The following is a 19,931-nucleotide window of genomic DNA, read 5'->3' as shown; positions in this document are numbered from 1 at the left end:
TCGCTACTTCGCCTCGCCGAGCAGTGAGGCGAGGATGTCGAGGAGGCGGAGGGTGGGGGCTTCGCCGAGCAGCCGGGCGGCCGAGGTGGCGGGCTCGGCGATCAGCCGGACCTGGAGGAGTTTGAAGTCGCGGAGGTTGGCCGGGTTGACCAGGTCGCGGTGGACGGCGGACAGGAACTCGGCGCCGGCGGCGGCGTTCGTGTACGTCATCCGGATGAAGCTGTCGCTGACGGGGTAGAGGAACGGCCGCTTCAGGTGCAGCAGCTTCGACTTCTTCGCTTGGCCGAAGCCACGGTGGCCGGAGAACTTCTCGTCCAGTGCCATGGCCGCCTCGAACAGGTCACTGCCCGGCGCCGCATCCTCGAGCCGCGCGTCGACCGGGATCGCGGCGAACTCCTTCTCCGCCTCGACCTCCAGCAGCCACGGGATGTCCTGCGCCCGCAGGTCCGCGCCGATCACCATCATCCGGCCCAGGTCCGACAGCGTCACGTGGTTCGGTTCGGCGCCACCGACCAGCGTCATCCCCGGCAGACCGTCGTAGTACCGCAGTACGGCGCCGTTGGTTTCGGCGTACAGCCGTAGCTGGGCGATCGCCTCGTCGACGACGATCTTCCGAGTACCGATGTTCATGAGCCACACCCTCACACTCTTGGTGGCAGACCCGCCAGCGGGCGGACCATATTCCGAACGAATCCTCACTCCGTTTCCGCAGATCGTAGGCGACCCCGCGCTCACCCACACGCCAGGGTCACTTCCCGTGATCCACAGCCGGTAATCATCGGCTCCCCAGTGCCCCCGTCTCCACGGCCTCTCAGTCGCAAACCTTCAACCGCGCGTGCCGGGGAGGCCCTGCGGGAGGTGGCCGCCGAGGTAGGCGCCGAGGACGGGCCAGGGGGTGGTGAAGAGGAGGAAGAAGAACGTGAGGCCGCCCAGCGCGTCCTGTACGGCGGCCTGGGCGTTGGGGATGCCTGAGGCGGGGGAGTCGCCGTCCAGGAGCCAGACGCCGGCTTCGTCGTACCAGCGAATGGATTCGGGGATGGCGACCGTGAGGATGGCTAGGAGAGAGGCGAGGAGTACGGCGGCGCCGTACTCGATGCCGGTCCGGAAGGAGCGTGCTCGGCGGGCGGCGGTCAGTGCTACTCCGCCGAACAGAAGCTGGGGTGCGCCGACGAGGACGGCGGCGAGGAGGCCGGTGCGGTCGCCGGCGAGCATCAGTCGTGAGGCGGTGAAGGTGAGGAGTGCGACGAGGACTGCTGACGCGGCACCGACCAGCAGCGGTCCGCGACCCCATCCGGTGCGTACGGCGGCCCACGCGCAGCCGAGGGCGAACCGGCGACGTTCTCTTGGATCATCGATGCTGGCGAGTTCGGCGCGCATGGCGGCTCCCCAGTCCGCCCTCGCGCCGCGCCGTCCCGCGGTCGACCAGGAGGCGAGGCGGGCCGGCAGATCCGGGCCGGTCGCCGCTCGGGCTGAGTGGGAGACGATCGCGGCCGCGGCCAGAAGCCACGGGGTCAGCAAGACCAAGCCGGCCGCCACAGCCGCCTTCATCGTCAGGCACCCGCTACCTGGGGCTTTGGGGTGCGGCTGGGTTTCGCGGCTTCGCGTCGGAGGTCGGCGACGTACTGCGCGCCGTCTGCTGACAGCCGATACAGATGACGCGCCGGGCGTCCGAGCGGCGGGTCGGTTTCCCAGCGCGCATCAAGCTGCCCTCGCTCGGCGAGGCGGATCAGGATCGGATACACCGTGCCCGCCTTGAGCCCGGTCGCCCGGCACAACTCATACCCATGCACCCACGCGGGCGCCGCCTCCGCCAGCGCCCACAACACCGCCAACGTCTGCCCAGAAGGCCGCCGAATCCGCCCCATACCCTCAATGTCTACCTATATAGACTTACCTGTCAACGCCCCACCGCCGCTCCGTGGCTGCAGATCTTGTGGACTTGGGGATTGTTGCGGTGGGCAACGGGTTGTAAATGGGTTGAGGGCGGGGGTGGGGATGCTCATGATGGGCGCATGACTACGACGACTGTGGGTGTGTTGCTGTTGAACCTGGGGGCCGGAGCGGCGGCCCGGGTTCAGCAGCAGGCCGGTCGTTGGGGAGGGTCCAGCTTCGGTCAGTCGTGACCGCGGCGTTGGTCGCCGGGCTGTTGGCCGGGTATGGGATCGCCATGCCGGTCGGGCCCGTTGGGACCTATCTCGTGGCGCTGAGTGCGCGGAGTTCGTTGCGGGTCGGGGCTTGTGCCGCGTTGGGGATCGCGTCGGCCGACGGCATCTACGCGTTGGTCGCCGCGGCCGCCGGGTCCGCGTTGGCGCCGCTCCTCGTGCCGATCGTGACGCCGTTGCGGTGGGTTTCGCTCGTGGTCCTGCTGGGTCTCGCAGCGATGGGAGCCATCAGGGCGGTACGCCGGTATCGCGCGCACCGGCTGACCGGGATCAGCCAGGAGATGCCGGTTGCCGGACGTACGGCGTACTTCGGGATGCTCGGGATGACTCTGCTCAGTCCGATGACGGTGATCTACTTCGCCGCGTTGGTCCTCGGCGGATCAGGGTCGCCCGATCCAGCGGTGGTCGAACGCTTCATCTTCGTACTGGCCGCGTTGGTCGCCTCCGCCAGCTGGCAACTCCTCCTCGCCTCTGGCGGCGCCCTACTAGGCCGAGCCCTCACCGGCCACCTCGGCCGGCTACTGACCGCCCTAGCCTCCAGCACCGTCATCATCGCCCTCGCCATCCGCCTGATCGCCTAGCCCACAAAGGCTCGTCGCGGACCTGGGCCACTCAACAACCCCGGGGATCGACCGGAGTCGGCGGATCGCTGAGCGTGCGGCCTCCGGGGCGGACACGGTTGGTGAGTGCCGGAGGTCCGTGACCCGCCGACGGACCTAGGGCCGGCGTTGCACCGCCATGGCCCAGAGCGCGAGTTGCGTCGGCGCCAGGGCGGAGTTGCGCCGGTGGGGCACAGGGCGGGGTTGCGCCGGCGGGCCACCGGGCGGGGTTGCGGCGGTAGGGCGCAGGGCGGGGGTTGCGCCGGTGGGGCACAGGGCGGGGTTGCGGCGGTGTGGACCGGAGATCGATCGGCCGGGCGTCGCTACGGGTGCAGGGTTCCGGGCTCGCGTTCTACTGCCAGGTTGTCACTCATGCACCCCAACTCCAGCCTCACGCTAGGTGAGGGTGAAGTCCGGTGGGCTAGAGGCGGCGTTCGGTGGCGGTGGTCGGGTTGAGGAACAGGAGGATGGGTGGGGCGGTGTTGGGGAGGATGGCTGCGTACGCCTGGAGCTGGGGTGCGTAGTACGCGACCCGGCTGTCCAGAGCCGCGGCAGGGATGGCGTCGGTCTTGTAGTCGACGATCGTGAGGCGCCCGTCATCCTCGCGGTAGATGAGGTCGACGAACCCCTCGAGGATCGTGCCGTCGGGCTGGACCGTACCGACGTACGACTCCCGCCAGTGCTCCCGGGCGGCGGCGCGCTTCACCACCTCGGACGCGAGCGCCGAGCGCACGAGCGCTGTGACCACGTCGGCGTACTCGAGGACACCTTCGGTGAGACACTGCGCCGACACAGCGGCCTCGAGCCCGGCGCCGGTGCTCAAGTCAACCACCTGGAGTACGCCGTGAACCGCGCGGCCGATCGCGGTGCCATACCGGCCCTTCGACCACGGCGGCAGCTCGAGATCGCGAGGCGCCTTCGCGGTCCCGGGATCCACCTCGGCCAGGGCGACATCAGGACCGGTGCCCTCCAATCCGGACGCGCTCTGCGCGGAGCGGGCGCGACTCGCGGCGCGGGCCGTGGAGACGCGGGTGTCCCACTCGGTACGGGCCATTGGTGGGGTGACGTCCGCCGTAGTCCGCGGATCGCGCACGACCGGTGCTGGGCTCTCGAACAGTGTCCCGTGCGGAGCCTCGACCCCGCCGGCGGTTGCGATGAGCTCCGCGTTGCTGGAGTGCTTGCGGTTGCCGGAGCGGTGCAGCGAGACGACGAGATGGTCGCGGGCGCGGGTGGCTGCGACGTACAGCAACCGGCGGCGTTCGAACCCGTCCATCTGCTCGTCGACCGGCTGGACGAGGTCGAAGTCCTCGGTCTGCACCGACGACTTCAGCTTCACCGCGTAGCCACCGTCTTGCGGCCAGAGCACCTGCACACCGCGCTGCCGGTTCGGCGCCGCGGTCATGCCGGACAGGATGACGATCGGGAACTCCAGGCCCTTCGCGGCGTGGATCGTCATCACGCGGACCGCGTCCGCGTCGGTCTCGGGCAGGACCGCCTCGGCGACCCGTGACGTCTCCTCACCTTGGTGCGCGGCCCAGGCGAGGTACGAACGCAGACCGCCGTGCTCCACCTCCGACCACGCGCGAGCCTGATCGACGACGAAACGGATCCGGCGCCAGGCGTCGCGCGCTCGCGGGCCGATCGCGGCGACCTCGAGCATGCGGCGGTCAGCGACGATCTTGGCCAGGACCTCGCTCGGGGTGAGCCAGCGGGCGGCGTAGTAGGTCCGGCGGAGCCACTCGATCGCCTCGCCCACGGGATGAGTGAGCAACTGGTCCGGGACCGGCGCGGTCAGGGTGAAGGAGCCACCGGAGCGCTTCCACACGAAGAGATCGTCGTCGCCGCATCCGAAGAGCGGCGAACGCAGGGTGGTGACCAGCGCAAGCTGGTCGCTCGGATCACCCAAGGCCCGAGCGCAGGCAAGCAGGTCACGCACCTCGGCGGTCTGATAGACGAGAGAACTTGCCTCGGCGCGGTAAGGGATGTCCGCGCGATCGAGGGCGTCCTCGAGGAACGGCAGGGACGTACGTGCTGGAACCAGTACGGCGATGTCGCCGGCCTCGGCCGCACGCCACGTCCCGGCGCGCTCGTCGTACACCTGCCAGCCGTCGCGGAGCGCCTGCTCGATGACGGCGGCAACGTCGATGGCTTCCCGCTCGCGCAGGACGGACGCCTGCGCGCGGGGAAGGTCCGCGTGCGGCTCGGAGCCGAGGATGGTGACGGCAGGACCCGAGACGGACTCGTCGTACGCCACCGGCGTCGCAGGCTCAGGTGCGTCTTCGCCGGGGCGCCGGAAGGGGAGAACGGCCGCGAGGTCAGTGACCTGATCGTCGGCGTCGTCATCGCCGAAGCCAAGCAGCGACAACTGGTCGCCGCTCACACTGTCCGGCTGGACGGTTTTTGGTGGCGCGGACGGCTTCCCGGTCGGTCCGCTCCGATGCGGCGACAGCGATTGGTACGACGGCTGGGCGGCTTCCTGAGGCTGGATCAGCGTCTCGAAGACCGTGTTGATCCAGGTCAGGATCGGCGGAACCGTGCGGAAGTTCGTCGTCAGCGCGACCGTCTCACCCAGCAGGTCCTGCGCCGTCAGGTACGTCGCGATGTTCGCGCGACGGAAGCGGTAGATCGACTGCTTCGGGTCGCCGACCACGAACAGCCGCCCCTCCGGCACCTCGACGTCACGCCAGTCCTCGGCGTCCGCCTCCGCGCCGCCCGCGATCCGGACCGCCAGCTCGATCTGGATCGGGTCGGTGTCCTGGAACTCGTCCAGCAGCAGCCGCTCGTACCGCTCCTGCAGCGCCGACCGCACCGATGGCTCCCGCCGGAGCAGGTCGCGCGCCAGCACCAGCAGGTCGTGGAACTCGAGCCGCCCCTCGGCCCGCCGCAGCTCGGCCGATTCCAGCACCCGCTCCGCAATCCAGTGCGAAAGGTGCCGAAGGCAAGCATCCAGGAGCAGGTCGACCAGCGAGTTGGCCACGTCGACGACCGCGGAGCAGTCGTCGCGCACCTTGGTGATGTCCGGCCAGTTGTCCTTGCGCCCGATCCGCCCGAGCTTGAGCCCCCGCAACGACTGCAGGATCGCCAGCTGCCGCTCCTGGTCCGTGGCGGCGTCCAGCATCACCCCGAGCTCGCGGATGAGGTGCACCTTCGGCAGCAGCCGGTCGTCGGGATCCATGCACGCCTCGGCCGCCCCGCCGATCTGCGCGGCCGCCGCGATCAACCCGCTGAGGTCTGGCATCGCCACCAGCTCGGGCGGGTCCACCAGCACGCGCTCGGCGATCAGGTCCCAGTCGTTCCCGAACAGCCGCGCCAGCGACCGCAGATGTTTCAGCTCGACCCCGACCGCCATCGCCAGCAGCAGCGGCTCGGCGATCGAGTCGTCGTCCAGCAACTGCTGCTGCAACTCGGCCCAGCGCTCCTCGAAGGCGACCGACGACCCGACCTCGTCCAGTACGTCGATCAGCGGCGGCAGGCCGGCCTCGATCGGATGCGCCAGCAGAAGCTGCTGTGCGAACGCATGCAACGTACCGATCGACGAGGAGTCGAGGTCGTCCAACGCCTCGTCCGCCAGCGTCCTGGCCGGCCCCTTCCGCGCCTTCTCGAACTCGACCCGCAACCGGTCGCGCAGCTCCGCCCCGGCCTTCTCGGTGAAGGTGACGGCCGCGATCGTCCGCAGCGGTATGCCGTCGCGCAGGACCAGTGTGGTCACGCGATCGACCAGCGCGTGCGTCTTCCCCGACCCGGCACCCGCCTCGACGAACAGCGTGGACGATGTGTCCGACCGGATCCGCTCGCGGGCCGGCTCGTCCAGCAGTTGCTCACTCATCGCCGGCCTCCTCGTACGCGACCGGGTCGATCAGCCGGACCAGACGCTCCAACGTCGGATCGTGGCGCTTGCGGTCCCACCGCGCCCGCACCTCGCTGTGGCCGAGACCGTCGGGATTGCAGTACGGGCACTGCACCCAGAGGAAGTCCGGAATCTCCGGCGCCTTCGGCGGGAAGAACCCGGCCGCGATCGACGACACGATCACGTCGAGGGTGTCGACGTACCGCGCCTCGACCTCCGGGGTCAGCGGCACCGGGATCCGCTTCCCGCCGCGTCGGACGAACCAGTACGCCGCCTCGACCGGAGTCGACTGCTCACCCAGGCGAGCGCGGGCCGCGTAGGCGTAGACCGGCAGCTGCAGCTTCGTCCCGCCCGCGACCGGGTCGGACTCGATCGCCTCATAGCGCGAGAACCCACCGGTCTTCACATCCGTGACGTAGATGGTCCCGTCCTGGCCGAGGTCGACCTTGTCGGCCGAACCGCGCAACAGCACGCGGCCCGACGGCACTGGGATCTCGACCGGCGGCTCGCCCTCGAACCCGAACCGCAGCTCACTCGCGACCACCGACGCGTCCCGCAGCGACCGCCATCGCTCGTCGTCGGCCAGCAGCTCCATCAGGTCGTGCAGGATCCGCAGCCGCTCGCGTTGCCACAAGCGCGGATGCCCGGTGAGTCCTTCCGCCTCGAACTGATCGGCCAGGTCCGCACCGATTGCCAGCAACAGGTTTCGCTGCTCGGCCGGCCACGGCTCGCCGTACCCGGGCAACGAACCGGCCAGCCGCGAGACGAAGGCATCGAGACTGTTGTGGATCAGGTTGCCGATCTGCAGCGGCGAGATGACGAGCAGGTCCTCCGGCGCCTCGAGCGGCTCCACCTGAAGCAACCGCTCGATGAAGTACGCATGCGGGCAGGTCGCGTAAGCCTCCAGCGACGTCGGCGACGCGATCCTGTCCTCCACCGCGTACTCCGGCAGACCGGGCACCCCGGACAGGTCGCCGTCGAAGCGGGTGAACGCGTTGCTGCCACGCCCACGCAGCAGCTCCCGCGCACGCACCAGCACCCCGTCGTTGAGCCACAGTCCAGCCGCCGCCGACCGGACCTGCCACTCCTGCTCCGTCGCTGGAATGGTTGCTGTCGTCAACGATCCCGCGTACGACGCCGACGTCCGCAGCTGATCGCCGTACTCGCCCTGGTCCCACTGCGTCGCCGCGAGCGCATGATCGCCGGTCAGTGACCGCAGCGACCCGAGCAACCACCGCGTCGGCAACCGTCGTGAGGACCGGCGCAGATCGCCACGTGGGAACGATGCCACCACCTTGCGGGACCCGGCGGAGAACGCTGCCAAGAGGTGTCGCTGCTTCTCGTCCAGCCGATCCCGGAACGACGCCAACTCCGGCGCCGCGGCCTCGCGAACCCGATGCGGAAGCAGCGCGTCCTCGTGCACCCGGCCCGGATACAGATCCTCCGACAGACCGACGACGTACACGATGTCGGCCGACAACCCGATGCTCGCGGACATCGGCGCCACCAGCACCCCCGTCCCGAACGTACCGACGCGGGGGAGCGACTGCTGCAGCTCCAGATCCAGTACGTCGCGCAGCACCGCGAGGCTGGCCGGCGTACCGAGCTCGTCCAACGTGGACAGGCCTTTCAGCGATCCCTCGACCGCGACAGCGGCGTACTGCTCCTCGATCGGAAGGGACGAGTAATCGCCGAGCAGATCGTGGAAAAGCTGTAGCACCCCGTCGGCCAGCGCGGCCCAGGTCTCCAGCAGCGCGAGCGCACCCAGGCGGCGGCGAAGCTCCGAGGCGAACGCATGCAACCCCTCGGCCCGCTTCGCGTTGTACTGCGCCCGCCGGATCGCGGCCGGTCGTGGATCCTCGGCGGCCTCCTCCTGATCGGCCGTACGACGTTCGGCCTCGGCATACCGCGCCAGACGTGTGTCCCAGTCGTCGCCGCGAACCACACCGGCGGCCCGGGACATGCGCTCCCACTGCGGCACCGGGATCCGCTCGCCGGTGAAGTCGCGCGTCGGCGCATTGGCGAGCGCCCGGAACACATCGGCGCGCGGCAGATCGTGGTCGACGAGCGCCAGCACCTCGAGCAGGGTCCGCGCGATCGCCCGCTCGTGCACCGGTCGCGTGCCGGGACCGTTGACCTCGATCTGCGCTGCGGCGAGATGCTCGTGCAGGAGCCGTGCGTACGGCGCCGCGGCCGTGTACAGCACCGCGATGCGATGGGCCGGGGTGCGCTCGAGGGACGCGACCACATCGCGAACCACGCAACGCACCTCGTCGTCGGCATCGGACGCATTCAGGATCTCGGTCGCGACCGGGTAGTTCTTCGAGATCGACGTCGGCAGATCGATGCCGATGCGTTCCAGCGAACGCCGCACCGCCCGGTCCGCCCGTCGTACGTCGGTCAGACCGATGATGACCGTGAGGTCGGCAGCCGCGGGGCCGAGCTCCTCGACGAAGGCGGCCTCGGACTGGGTGAGCTCCTGGGGCAGATAGAGCACCAGAGCCCCGAGCTCACCGACGATGGCGGGGTCCGCGGCGACGCGGGTCGCCGCGGCGCGCAGTAGATCGGTCTCGTCGTACCACTCCGCGCCGAGCTCGGTGGTGACGTGGCGGTGGAGCCGGACCAGATCGGGGCCGAGCACGGATGCACCGGCGACGTTGTCGAGCGCTGCGTCGGTCAGGTCGCGGAGCTCGCGGTGGGCTGACGCAAGCGCTTGGATCGTCGACGGATGCTCGGCGACGTCCTGGAAGATCCCAGGCGCCTTCGAGAGCGCGGTCCGCCAGGTCGCGGCCACGATCGGGCGCGTCGCCGGCCGGCGCGGCGACAGGACCCCGGCCGCGAGTTGCTCGGCCAGTCGCTCCAAGGTCGCCAGGTAGAGGCCCGCGATCCCGGAGAGCGCAAGGTGGCGGCGGGCGACGACCCCGGACAGGTTGTTCGGCAGCAGCAGCGTGACGGGCTTCATCGGATCGTCCGCCTTCAGCCGCGCGACCACGGCCTGCAGGCGCTCCAGCGCGGCCGCACCGTAGGCCGTGCTCTCGATCCGGGTGGTGCTCACCGAAACCCCCGATGCTTTGACTGTCACCGCAGACGGTAAACCCTTGCACGGACAGAAAGGTGACGGGGCGCGAAACGCCAAGGTTTCTGCAGGGTTCGCGACCGGCTCGCACAATGAAGGAATGACCAGGGAGACGACGATCGCGCGGGCGCTGCTCGTGCTGGTCTTCGCGCCCGCCGGCGGGATGTTCGGCAAGGCCGTCGCCGACGCCGCCCAGGGCCGCGAGTGGTGGCCGTGGCTGGTCGCGGCACTGGTCTGGCTGGTCGTGTCGGGACTGGTCTCGATGGCGGTGTCGAGCCGTTTCGACGAGCACAGATAATGCTCCGATGGCAGCCGCTGTGCATCACGTCGAGATCTGGGTCCCGGACCTGTCCCGGGCGAGGAGCAGTTGGGGCTGGATCCTCAACCGGCTGGGCTGGAAGGACGGTGACGGCTGGCCCGGCGGGATGACCTGGACCGCGCCCGACGGCAGCTATGTCGTGGTCGAGCAGAGCCCCGCGATGTCCGCCGAGGAGCACGACCGGATGCGCCCCGGGATGAACCACCTCGCGCTGAACGCGGCCGGTCGCGCCGAGGTCGACTCGATCGTCGGCGAAGCCTCCCGGAACGGCTGGACGCTGATGTTCGCCGACCGCCACCCGTACGCCGGCGGCCCGCAGCATTACGCCGCCTTCCTGCACAACGAGGACGGCTACGAGCTCGAGATCGTCGCCCCCGAGTAACTGGGTCGGAGGGTGAGACTACTGATGCCTGGAGTGACACCAGGGACTGTTGGTGTGACATGGTTACACCAGGCAATCAGTACGGTCGCGGGGCAAGGGTGGAAGGACGGTGCTCGTGACGGAGAAGCCTGACGGGGGAAGTCCGCCCGGACCGGTTTCGCCGGAGCTCCTGGAAGCGCGGATCCGCGGTCTCCAACACGCTCTCGGGCAGTTGCTGGACAACGCCCACCGGCTGACACACGGCGAGCACCAGCGGGCCGTGCAGCTGCATCGTCAGTTGCAGGAGCAGACCGCAATCGCCCGTCGTGAGTCCCGCGGGCTGGTCGATGCCAAGACCGCTGAAGCACTGGCCGAGGCCGAGCCGGCCGCGCGCCTCCTCGCGGACCGGCTGGCACCCGGTCTCGCGGCAGTCCCGCCGAACGACGCCCGCTGGCGTTCGCGCCAACTGGTCGGCGCGGGCGTCCCGTCGTACATCCGGGTGGGTGAGCTGGACGCCGGTACGCCGGTCGTCGCGCCGCTGCTGCGGACGAACGGCTGGAAGGTGACCGCCGACCGCAACGAGTCCGCCCGCCGGCTCCTGCAGAGCGTCGCGATGCGACTGGTCGCGGCCGCCGAACCCTTCCGGATCAGGGTGGACGCCTACGACCCGCGTCTGACCGGCATGATGGGGCTGCTCGGACACCTGACCACGAAGTACCCGCAATTGGTGCCCAGGGCAACGCACACCGCAGAGCAGCTGCACGGTGTGCTGTCCGGGCTGGTCGATGTGTCGTCGCTGCGGGCCAGCCGGCAGGCGCAGCTCGGGCACAAGCGGTTCGAGGACCTGATCCGGGAGACCGGCCGGGTGACCGATCCGTACCGGCTGGTCATCCTGTTCGACTACCCGGCCGGCATCGACACGCTCGCCCAGCGGGACCTGCTCCGGCTGGCCGCGACGGCCGGCGAACGCGGCATCTGCTTCCTCATCCACCACGACCCGTCGACGCCGGCGGAGTCCGATGTCGACACCAAGCAGTTGCTCGACCACCTCACATCTGTTGCCATCGCCAACAACAAGGTCGAGGTCGCACAACTGCCCGGCGTAGCGGCGAAGCTCGATCCGGCGTTCGACGCGAACGTTGCCGCCGGCATCTGTGACGTGATCGCGGAGCTGGCGGAGATCGCCGTCCTGCCGACCATCGACTTCGACCGGACCCTGCCGGACCGCTCGACCTGGTGGCAGCCTGTCACGGACGAGCTCAACACGGTCATCGGGTACGACGACCGCACGCCGGCGCTGGTGAGGTTGCGCAGCGGCAACCCGGCGCTGCCGCACGTCCTCGTCGGCGGTGCGGTCGGTCAAGGCAAGTCGAACCTGCTGCTCGTGATGATCCACGGTCTCGCCGCGCGGCACGACCCGGTGGATCTGGAGATGTACCTGCTCGACTTCAAGCACGGTGTCGAGTTCTCCGCGCTGGGTCCGGCGGGGGAGCGGGAGCACTGGCTTCCACATGTGCGCGTGCTGGGGATCCACAGCGACCGGGAGTTCGGTCTCGCCGTACTGCGTCATCTGTCCGACGAACTGGCGCGGCGCAGCGAGATCTTCAAGTCGCACGGGAACGTCGCCGACATCGCCGAACTCGAGCCCGGGCCGGAGCGGCCGCCGCGGATCCTCGTCGTACTGGACGAGTTCCAGGTGCTGCTGGAGGACGACGACGAGCTTGCCGACGAGGCAGCGAAGCTGCTGGAGCGGTTGGTGCGGCTGGGGCGTGCGTACGGCGTACATGTCGTGCTGGCGACCCAGACGATCGAGGGTGTGAAGCGGCTGTCGACGCGGCGGGACTCGATCTTCGGCCAGGTGCCGTACCGGATCGCACTGAAGACCACGCCGGCGGATTCGCAGGCGATCTTGCGGAGCGGGAACACCGCTGCGGCTGAGTTGCAGTTCCGTGGTGAAGCGGTGCTGAACGCGAACTTCGGGTCGCCCGACGACAACCAGCATGTGCTGGTCAGTTTTGCGGACAAGGTGGTGCTGGACGACCTGCGGCGTGAGCTGTGGCTGCGTGCGGGTGAGGCGGCGCGTCCGCCCCGGGTCTTCCATCTCGCGGAGCCGGCTCGGTTGGCAGAGACCGCTGCGGCGGTGAAGCCCGAGCTGGGGCTGCCGTGGACCGGTTTGCCGATCGCGGTGACCGAGGAGCCTGTGCAGGTCGAGGTGCGGCCTGAGCCGGGGGCCGGCGTACTGGTGCTGGGTGACGGTCCGGCCGATGCGCTCGGGGTGCTGAGCGGTCTTGCGTTGTCGACCGCGGCCGCAGCGGTGGATCCGCCGCGGTTCATCTTCATGGACGGTACGAACTCCGCGCCTGCTGTTGCCGAGGGCAAGGACGCGCTGGTGCAGGCGTTGCGGCAGCTCGGTTGCGAGGTTGAGACGGTCGACAAACACGACGAGGTCGTACCGCGGCTGTTCTCCCTGCGGGACGCGGTCCGTAACGGGCAGGTCGGCGAGACGTACCTGCTCGGGTTCGGCTTCCACGGCGTACCGCGGATGCAGCTGCACGCCGAAGGGTTCTTCGAGAGCCCGGCGAACGCGCTGCAGGACATCGTGCGGGATGGTCCGGCGCAGGGGCTCGTCACCTTCGGGTGGTGGAACCGGCTGCATGTCTGCACCGAGCAGCTCGGGTACGGGCGTGCCAACGTGGCGACTCACCTGTTCCTCCGGCACCCGCAGGACGGCGTACGGGCGGTGTGCGGTCCGCTGGTGCGGTGGGCTTCGGAACCACACCGCGGGTTGCTCTGGGACGGACTGCACCCTGAGGCGCAGATCGTCGTACCGTTTGCCGCACTGCGGTCCGACGAGGTGGACCGTGCAGTGGAGCAGGTACGGCGATGAAGACGGAACAGCAGGTGTGGTCCGAGTACGCACGGACGTTGCGGACGGTCGCTGGGGCTCGTGTGGACGCGCAGCAGGCGCAGGACCGGCTGACGGCTCACAAGACGAAGGCGGAGGCCGCTGCGATGGCCGAGGCCGAAGCCATGGCCGAGCGCGGGCGGCAGCTGGAGGCCCGACTCAACACACTGGCCGAGAAGGCCGCGGCCAGCCTGCAGCGCGCCGGACTGCCCGCCGACGGGAAGCGGGCGAACGTCGCACTGCCGGAGATCCGTGCGCTCAACGACATCGAGACAGTGGCCACCCGCCTCACCAAGCAGCTGGGTGAGGCAGTCGACACACTCGAGGAGGTCCGCGCTCAGGCCCGGGAGCTCCAGGAGCGACGCAAGCGCCGTACCATCAGCGCGGCCCTGACACTGGTCGGGTTCCTGGTGGTGTGGGTGGTCACCGGATCGTTCCTGGCCGGGGTCGAGGCCGCGGCCATCGCCGCTGTCACGATGCTGGCCGCGTCCCGGGTGCTCGGGTTGCCGCGGCTGCCCGGTGCCCGGTGGTGGGGTTGGGGCGGTGCGGTGGCAGTCGTCGTACTGATGGCCGCCGGGCTGCCCTGGTGGATCGCGATCCTGGTGCCGGTGGTGGTGTCCGGTACGGCGATCGTGCTGCCGAAGAAGCGCAACTAGGTCAGGAGTGGGTTCAGGTGTCCGATGTACAGCGGCTCAAGGAACAGCTGCACCAGGTCTCGATGGAGGCCAAGCAGGCGGCGGGCGGCCTGGCCGGATTCAAGCTGCGCTTCACCCAGCACAGCCAGCAGGTGGAGAGCCTGATCGCCGGTACGGCGACCGGCGTCGACCGCGACATCACCGAGATCCTGGAGGCGGCCGGCAAGGCCGTCGAGCAGGCCGCCGAGGCCCTGGAGATCGCCTCGGCCGGATGCAAGAGCTACGCCGACCAGATCTGACCCATGGCGTCGGACCTTCAGCGGGTCGCGCGGGGCTTGGTCGAATGCCTCGATGAGGTGCCGCAGGTGGTCAGCCACCTGCAACGCACCGCCGACCGCTGCCGCGAGAACGCCGCCCTCGCGATCGCCGCCTCTCAGGGGCGGGCGACGGTCGCTGCCCAGCAGTTGGACGCGGCCGCTCGGGCCTGCGAGGCCGCTGCGCACTACCTGTCGATGGCGCCGCCGAAGGCCCGGGCCTGGGCCGACCGATTGGTCGGCGGCGGCCGCGGCACCGACCGCCCGTCGTCCGACTCCGCCGACCGCAACAAGCTGACCGGCGGCACCGGCGACCTGGCTGAACGCGACTCGAAGGGCCGCACCAAACGCCTCACCGCAACCTTCGACGACCTCGAATCCCCCGAGGACAACGAGCCACCCCTCATCACCGTCGCCCGCAAAGCCTTCGAGAAGTTCCGCAAGGCCAGGGAGAAGGACAAGGACGAGGACCACTCCGACGAACCTCTCGAGGTCGAGATCCTGGTCACCGAGACCGGCGAGCTGCAGATCGAGGAACGCGACGAAAGAGACGATCAGAAGCGAGAAGATCACCTCCTTCGGGACTTCGAGATCGCCGTAGACCTCACCGAAGCAGCCCAACAGCTCCTAGCGGTCATGGCCGGCTCCGCCGACCGGCAATGGGACCACGCCACCCTCACCATCAACCCAACCCGCGTCGAAGCCACCTTCGACTACCCCGACCAGCACCGCCCCGCGCCAATCGTCGTAGACATCGAACTCCCCCCACTTCCCGCCTCGGACGACCTCGATTTCGACCCGGCCCTCGACCTCCGTCCGCTCGGCCCAGGCTTCGCTGCAGGCGTTCACGATCCACTGAAGCGCTTCGAGCCGAAGGACCATGAGATCGCCGAACGTCTGGAGCGCGAGGGATGGCGCGTCGATGCCCGCCCGGAGAACCACACGGTGCACGGGCTGAAGAATCCGGATGCGACGCTTCGGCGGAACGGATCCGACGAGGGGAAGATCGTCGAGTTCAAGACCCTGGATCGGGCCTCGCTCGCTGCGGTGAAGCGCAACATCCACCAGGGAACCGACCAGGCCGGACCACTGGGCGAGGTCTTCATCGACGGTCGGAAGGTCGGGCTGGTGGAGTCGATGGCGCAACGGGCGTTCCAGATGGCCTGCGGTCAGCCCGGCAAACCGGCCCCGGCCACAACTCATGTCATTCTCGGTGACGGGCGAATGGTCACCTTCGCGAAGGAGCGATGATGTCGACGAGCGACAACGTGTTTCTGGCCTCGGACGAGTCTGTTGCGCGGGTCGCCGAGTGGCTGGCCGCTGTGCTCGACCTGCAGGCGGTCGCGGACCCCGAGCTGAAGCAGGACGAACGCCTCCTCCGTGGGTCGGCGCGGACCAGTGAGCGAGAGATCGGGCTGCTGGTCGCGCCGAACAACTATGGCGAGGTCGATCCAGAGCCGGACGAGATCTCGGCGCTCGACTCGTACCCGATCGACGTCAATCTCCGCCTCTTCGGTCGCAAGGACGAGAGGCTGCAGTTGCGTGAGACCCAGGCGCTGCTGGACGCGCTCGTCGCCGCGCGGCCTGAGATTCCGATGCTGTTGGTCCACAACCTTGACACGCTGGTCGCGGCGCACCTCCCCGGCGTCGGCACGCACACCTTCGCCGACCTGATCAGCCCAGACGCCCCCGACATCGAAGCCTGGCGCCCGTGGGTCATCGGCAGCTGACCTCAATCCGCGAGGCCGGCGTGGTCTGACTTTGAGCACCGGTCGACCATTTCAGCGGCGGTCGGATGGTTGGCCGGTGCTCAAAGTGCGGTCGTGGGTGAGACATGGGGCGGGGAAAGTTTTGGGAAGTCGCGTCATGAAGGGCTGTGGGGGCCGTCACTACCTGTGAAGCCATCCACACAGGGAAGTGGAAGTGATCGATGTGACTCGCAGATCTTTCATGGCGGTTGGTCGTCCGGCCCGCCGGGTGCGTTGAGATGTCCGCCGGCGATCCAGTACCGCAACGTCGCCGCGTACGAGTGTGGTTCGGGGACCACGTCGTCGCGGACTACCGGGCGGAGGCCGAACTGGCCGAACGCTACGCCGAAGCCATGTCGCGCCGGTTCGCCGGACTGCGCGTGACCAGCGATCCGATCCCCGACACCGATCCAGGCCCGGGCCGCGTGCTGCCGGGCGAACGGCTCTGGGAGGTAAGCCCGAAATGACGTCGCGTCGCTTCCGGCTGATCCGCCATCACGACGTCTCCGGTGTCAGTGGCACCGGCCCAGTCGCCGAAGGTGTGCAGTTCACCGACGGCGCCGTGGCGCTGCGCTGGTACGGCGACTATCCGACCACGACCGTGTGGGACGGCATCGAGTCCGTCGTCGCCATCCACGGTCACGGCGGGGCCACGGTGGTCGAGTGGATCGACCCCGAGCAAGGCCCCGATCCCGACCTCAAGCTGCCACCCCGCGAGACTCTCCCGCCCCGACCGTGGCCGGATCTGCACTCCGCCCCCGAGCCACAGGACCCTGACCCGCTGCACAGCGACCGCGACCTCGGTGCGCACGGCGGCGCCCCGCCGGCCGGCGGGGCGTCGTACCGGGTGTTGCGATGAGCCGGACCGGGTCCGGCGCCGCGGACCCGGTCTGAAACGGGCGGGCCGGTGCCGAACCTCCCTTGCGGCACCGGCCACCTATTCCCTGGGACCCAGCCGGACTCGCGATACGGCTGGGCCCGAGTCCACCGGCGGTCAGCTCATCTCGAAGGACTGGGCCACGTCGAGGTTGTAGAACGTGGTCGGCCCGTCGCACAGCTCCATCATCTTGGCCGCGAACTCGCCGGTGTCGGCACGGCCGGAGTTCTCCATCGCGTCCTCGTACGAGGCGAACTCGACGATGGCGAAATAGCGTCCCGGGTCGTCCCGGTCGGCGCACGTGATGCCACGGCTAGGGGCCGGGCCGTCACCCTGTGCTTCGCGTTCCTTGCGGTACTGCTCGTTGAGCGCCGCGACCTCGTCCGGCTTCGACGTCCGATACTCGATGATCTGTACGAACCCTGCCATTTCTCCCCCTTGCCCTGGGCACCCACCCCAGGTGCCTGTCAAGGCCGACACTGCGCCTGGATCGTCTGCTCCGCAAGAGGTCACGGCTTACGGTGACCTGACGCCCGCGACGGATCACGAAGGGTTCGCTTCTGCCCTCGGCAGAGGAAGTGGGATTTGTCGGCCAGGCCTGATTGGCTTGTCCGCGTGGAGATTCTGATTCTCGGTGGGACTGCCTGGCTGGGTCGTGAGATCGCGACGCAGGCGGTGGCGCGTGGGCACGCGGTCACCTGTCTGGCGCGCGGTGAGAGTGGTGACGTCGCCGAGGGCGCGACGCTGATCGCCGCCGACCGCAGCAGTCCGGACGCGTACGACGGCGTACCGGACAAGGACTGGGATGCGGTGTTCGAGGTGTCGTGGCAGCCCGGATTCGTCCGCGACGCACTCGCGGCCTTCGGTCCGCGGGCCAAGCATTGGACCTACGTCTCGTCGGGCAACGCCTACGAGAAGTACGACACGCCAGGCGCCGACGAGTCCGCCGTACTGCGGCAGCCGACGGACCTCGACGCAGCGGACCGGGAGCAGTACGGCGAGGCGAAGGTTGCGTGCGAACTGGCGTCGGTCGAGACGGTCGGGGATCGGCTGGTGATCGCGCGGGCCGGGCTGATCGGCGGGCCGGGGGACAAGAGCGATCGGGCCGGTGCATGGGTGGCGCGCGCGGCTCGTGCACCCGAGGAGCCGATGCTGGTGCCGGACACGCCCGACCTCGCGACCTCGGTGATCGACATCCGCGACCTCGCGTCGTGGTTGCTGGACTGTGCGACGCAGGGCCGGACCGGGACGTTCGACGTGCGCGGGCCGATCGTGCCGTTCGGGGAGTGGATCGAGATGGTGCGTGAGGTCGGCGGTCACACCGGGCCCGTCGTGCTTGCGCCGCGGGACTGGCTGGTGGAGCAGAAGGTCGAGCAGTACATGGGCCCGGACTCGCTGGCGATGTGGCTGGTCGAGCCGGGGTACGAGGGCTGGTCCAGCCGCAAGGGTGAAGCGGCGTTGCAGGCCGGGCTGACACACCGGTCGCGGCGCGAGTTCCTGACCGACGTACTGGCCTGGGAGCGTGAGCTCGGATTGGATCGCGAGCGTCGGGCCGGGCTGAGCCCAGCGAAGGAGCACGAGTTGCTCGAGTCCCTGCCGGAGTAGAGAGTGGGCGGATGCGACTGGTGCTGATCTCGGACACTCATCTGCCGATGCGGGCCAAGAAGCTGCCCGCGCCGGTCTGGGACGCGGTCGAGAGTGCCGACGTGGTCATCCACGCGGGCGACTGGGTGAGCGTCACGCTGCTCGACGAGTTGGAGAGTCGTGCGGCGCGGCTGATCGGATGCTGGGGCAACAACGACGGGCCCGAGCTGCGAGCCCGGCTACCGGAGGTCGCGCGGGTGACGCTCGACGGGCTCTCGGTCGCGGTCGTGCACGAGACCGGATCGGCCAAGGGCCGCGAGGAGCGCTGCGAGAAGGCGTACCCGGGCGTGGACCTGCTGGTGTTCGGGCACAGTCACATCCCGTGGGACACGACCAGCCCGGGAGGTCTGCGGTTGCTCAACCCAGGATCGCCGACGGATCGGCGCTCGCAGCCGTACTGCACCTACCAGACCGCGACGATCGTCGCCGGCCGGCTGAAAGACGTTGCTCTGCACAACCTTTAACGGTTGTTGCGGCGAATTAACGGTTGTTGCGGTGAACAACGACTTCGGCCGGGCGTGAGAAAGTTTCCGCCGTACCACCGAGTTACGGCGTACTTCTCACACCCGGCCGATCGTCGTACCGGACTCAGGCGTTGGCCGCTTCCTTGACCCGGGTCTTGAGGCGGTCCCGCACCTCTTCCGGTGTGTAGGCGCGGCGCTTCCGCTCGCCCCGCGCGATCACCACGCCCGTCGCTGCCACGCCGACGAGCCCCGCAAGTCCTACCACCTTCCATACCTTCATGCGGACTAACCTAGCTTCGTGGAGAGCCGGATAGCACTGGATGACGCTACGGAACTGACACGAACAGGTGACATTTGGCTGTTCCGCGGTGGAAGCACGGCCGATCGCGCCATCCAGCTGACCACGAACAGTCCGGTGAACCACGTCGGCATGGCGATCGTGATCGAGGACCTGCCGCCGCTGATGTGGCACGCCGAACTGGGCCGTTCGCTCCCGGACATGTGGAGTGGGACCCACCATCGCGGGGTGCAGTTGCACGATCTGCGGGACGCCGTACTCGTATGGGTGCGCAAGTACGGTCAGCAGGCCTGGATGCGGCAGCTCGACCACCCTGTCACGCGGTCGATGGAGGACGCCGTACTGCGGACTGTCGCGCGGCTGGACGGTACGCCGTTCCCGTCGACGGCTCGGCTGGCGTCGCGGTGGGTACGTGGGCGGGTTCCGGCGTTCCGGCGTGGATCGCGGGAGCTGGAGCTCGAGTCGGCGTACTGCGCGGAGGTGGTCGCGGTGACGTACGAGGAGATGGGGTTGCTGCGCGGGCGGCCGGCGAACTGGTACGACCCGGGGCGGTTCTGGAGTGGCGACGAGCTCGAGCTGACGCACGGAGCTCAGCTGGGGGACGAGATCGCGGTCGACATCCCGGCGGAGTGATGCGGCCGAAACTGTCCGTGGCGTGTGATTGGGTTGTTCTGGGTCGGTA

Annotated in this window: 20 protein-coding genes; 13 read left to right on the top strand and 7 right to left on the bottom strand. The window is 69.2% G+C overall.

Annotated elements, in window-relative coordinates; all coding sequences use genetic code 11:
* Positions 1-3: 3 nt before the first annotated feature.
* From ACIBG5_RS35080 to ACIBG5_RS35070, 3 genes are all read right to left on the bottom strand, one after another.
* A complete protein-coding gene (locus ACIBG5_RS35080; protein WP_360450851.1) occupies positions 4-630 on the bottom strand; it encodes a DUF6308 family protein in 627 nt (208 codons plus the stop codon).
* A gap of 195 nt (positions 631-825) precedes the next feature.
* A complete protein-coding gene (locus tag ACIBG5_RS35075; protein WP_396395821.1) occupies positions 826-1,548 on the bottom strand; it encodes a hypothetical protein in 723 nt (240 codons plus the stop codon).
* 2 nt (positions 1,549-1,550) lie between these two features.
* Positions 1,551-1,865 (bottom strand): PadR family transcriptional regulator, encoded by a 315-nt coding sequence (locus tag ACIBG5_RS35070; protein WP_396395820.1) that lies wholly within the window; start codon positions 1,863-1,865, stop codon positions 1,551-1,553.
* A gap of 254 nt (positions 1,866-2,119) precedes the next feature.
* On the opposite strand from ACIBG5_RS35070, the gene ACIBG5_RS35065 reads away from it, so the two are divergent.
* Positions 2,120-2,743 (top strand): LysE family transporter, encoded by a 624-nt coding sequence (locus tag ACIBG5_RS35065; protein ID WP_396395819.1) that lies wholly within the window; start codon positions 2,120-2,122, stop codon positions 2,741-2,743.
* Between the two features lie 439 nt (positions 2,744-3,182).
* Here the strand turns inward: ACIBG5_RS35065 and ACIBG5_RS35060 are convergent, their stop codons facing one another.
* Positions 3,183-6,587: a UvrD-helicase domain-containing protein gene (locus tag ACIBG5_RS35060; RefSeq protein WP_396395818.1), complete on the bottom strand. Its 3,405-nt coding sequence runs from the start codon at positions 6,585-6,587 to the stop codon at positions 3,183-3,185.
* Positions 6,580-9,663, bottom strand: coding sequence for a PD-(D/E)XK nuclease family protein (locus ACIBG5_RS35055; protein WP_396395817.1), 3,084 nt, complete (start codon positions 9,661-9,663; stop codon positions 6,580-6,582). Before ACIBG5_RS35055 ends, ACIBG5_RS35060 begins: the two co-directional genes overlap by 8 nt.
* 121 nt (positions 9,664-9,784) lie before the next feature.
* Here ACIBG5_RS35055 and ACIBG5_RS35050 point away from each other — a divergent pair, with 121 nt between their 5' ends.
* The 9 genes from ACIBG5_RS35050 (at position 9,785) to ACIBG5_RS35010 (ending at position 16,825) form a co-directional block, all read left to right on the top strand.
* Positions 9,785-9,982 (top strand): hypothetical protein, encoded by a 198-nt coding sequence (locus ACIBG5_RS35050; protein ID WP_396395816.1) that lies wholly within the window; start codon positions 9,785-9,787, stop codon positions 9,980-9,982.
* Between the two features lie 7 nt (positions 9,983-9,989).
* Complete coding sequence (locus ACIBG5_RS35045; RefSeq protein ID WP_396395815.1) at positions 9,990-10,385, top strand: VOC family protein; 396 nt, start codon at positions 9,990-9,992, stop codon at positions 10,383-10,385.
* 115 nt (positions 10,386-10,500) lie between these two features.
* Positions 10,501-13,251, top strand: coding sequence for an FtsK/SpoIIIE domain-containing protein (locus ACIBG5_RS35040; RefSeq protein WP_396395814.1), 2,751 nt, complete (start codon positions 10,501-10,503; stop codon positions 13,249-13,251).
* Positions 13,248-13,925 (top strand): hypothetical protein, encoded by a 678-nt coding sequence (locus ACIBG5_RS35035; RefSeq protein ID WP_396395813.1) that lies wholly within the window; start codon positions 13,248-13,250, stop codon positions 13,923-13,925. The genes ACIBG5_RS35040 and ACIBG5_RS35035 overlap by 4 nt, the downstream gene beginning before the upstream one ends.
* A 17-nt stretch (positions 13,926-13,942) precedes the next feature.
* Complete coding sequence (locus tag ACIBG5_RS35030) at positions 13,943-14,203, top strand: hypothetical protein (protein WP_131364376.1); 261 nt, start codon at positions 13,943-13,945, stop codon at positions 14,201-14,203.
* Positions 14,204-14,206: 3 nt separating this feature from the next.
* Positions 14,207-15,469 (top strand): hypothetical protein, encoded by a 1,263-nt coding sequence (locus tag ACIBG5_RS35025; protein WP_396395812.1) that lies wholly within the window; start codon positions 14,207-14,209, stop codon positions 15,467-15,469.
* Complete coding sequence (locus tag ACIBG5_RS35020; protein WP_396395811.1) at positions 15,469-15,948, top strand: hypothetical protein; 480 nt, start codon at positions 15,469-15,471, stop codon at positions 15,946-15,948. The genes ACIBG5_RS35025 and ACIBG5_RS35020 overlap by 1 nt, the downstream gene beginning before the upstream one ends.
* Positions 15,949-16,205: 257 nt before the next feature.
* A complete protein-coding gene (locus tag ACIBG5_RS35015; RefSeq protein ID WP_396395810.1) occupies positions 16,206-16,433 on the top strand; it encodes a hypothetical protein in 228 nt (75 codons plus the stop codon).
* Positions 16,430-16,825: a hypothetical protein gene (locus tag ACIBG5_RS35010; RefSeq protein ID WP_360450811.1), complete on the top strand. Its 396-nt coding sequence runs from the start codon at positions 16,430-16,432 to the stop codon at positions 16,823-16,825. Before ACIBG5_RS35015 ends, ACIBG5_RS35010 begins: the two co-directional genes overlap by 4 nt.
* 135 nt (positions 16,826-16,960) lie before the next feature.
* On the opposite strand, the gene ACIBG5_RS35005 is transcribed toward ACIBG5_RS35010, so the two are convergent.
* A complete protein-coding gene (locus tag ACIBG5_RS35005; RefSeq protein WP_396395809.1) occupies positions 16,961-17,272 on the bottom strand; it encodes a hypothetical protein in 312 nt (103 codons plus the stop codon).
* Positions 17,273-17,458: 186 nt separating this feature from the next.
* Here ACIBG5_RS35005 and ACIBG5_RS35000 point away from each other — a divergent pair, with 186 nt between their 5' ends.
* Entirely contained in the window at positions 17,459-18,448 is a 990-nt protein-coding gene (locus tag ACIBG5_RS35000) for an oxidoreductase (protein ID WP_396395808.1), read from the top strand.
* 11 nt (positions 18,449-18,459) lie between these two features.
* Positions 18,460-18,951, top strand: coding sequence for a metallophosphoesterase family protein (locus tag ACIBG5_RS34995; protein ID WP_396395807.1), 492 nt, complete (start codon positions 18,460-18,462; stop codon positions 18,949-18,951).
* 124 nt (positions 18,952-19,075) lie between these two features.
* On the opposite strand, the gene ACIBG5_RS34990 is transcribed toward ACIBG5_RS34995, so the two are convergent.
* Positions 19,076-19,231 (bottom strand): hypothetical protein, encoded by a 156-nt coding sequence (locus ACIBG5_RS34990; protein WP_165546543.1) that lies wholly within the window; start codon positions 19,229-19,231, stop codon positions 19,076-19,078.
* Positions 19,232-19,366: 135 nt separating this feature from the next.
* On the opposite strand from ACIBG5_RS34990, the gene ACIBG5_RS34985 reads away from it, so the two are divergent.
* Positions 19,367-19,882: a hypothetical protein gene (locus ACIBG5_RS34985; protein WP_396395806.1), complete on the top strand. Its 516-nt coding sequence runs from the start codon at positions 19,367-19,369 to the stop codon at positions 19,880-19,882.
* The last annotated feature ends 49 nt before the right edge of the window (positions 19,883-19,931 follow it).

Origin of the sequence: Kribbella sp. NPDC050241 (assembly GCF_044459685.1) — a bacterium.
GTDB lineage: Bacteria > Actinomycetota > Actinomycetes > Propionibacteriales > Kribbellaceae > Kribbella.
Note: the sequence above shows the minus strand (reverse complement) of the source record. Positions and strands in the feature narration are given on the sequence as shown.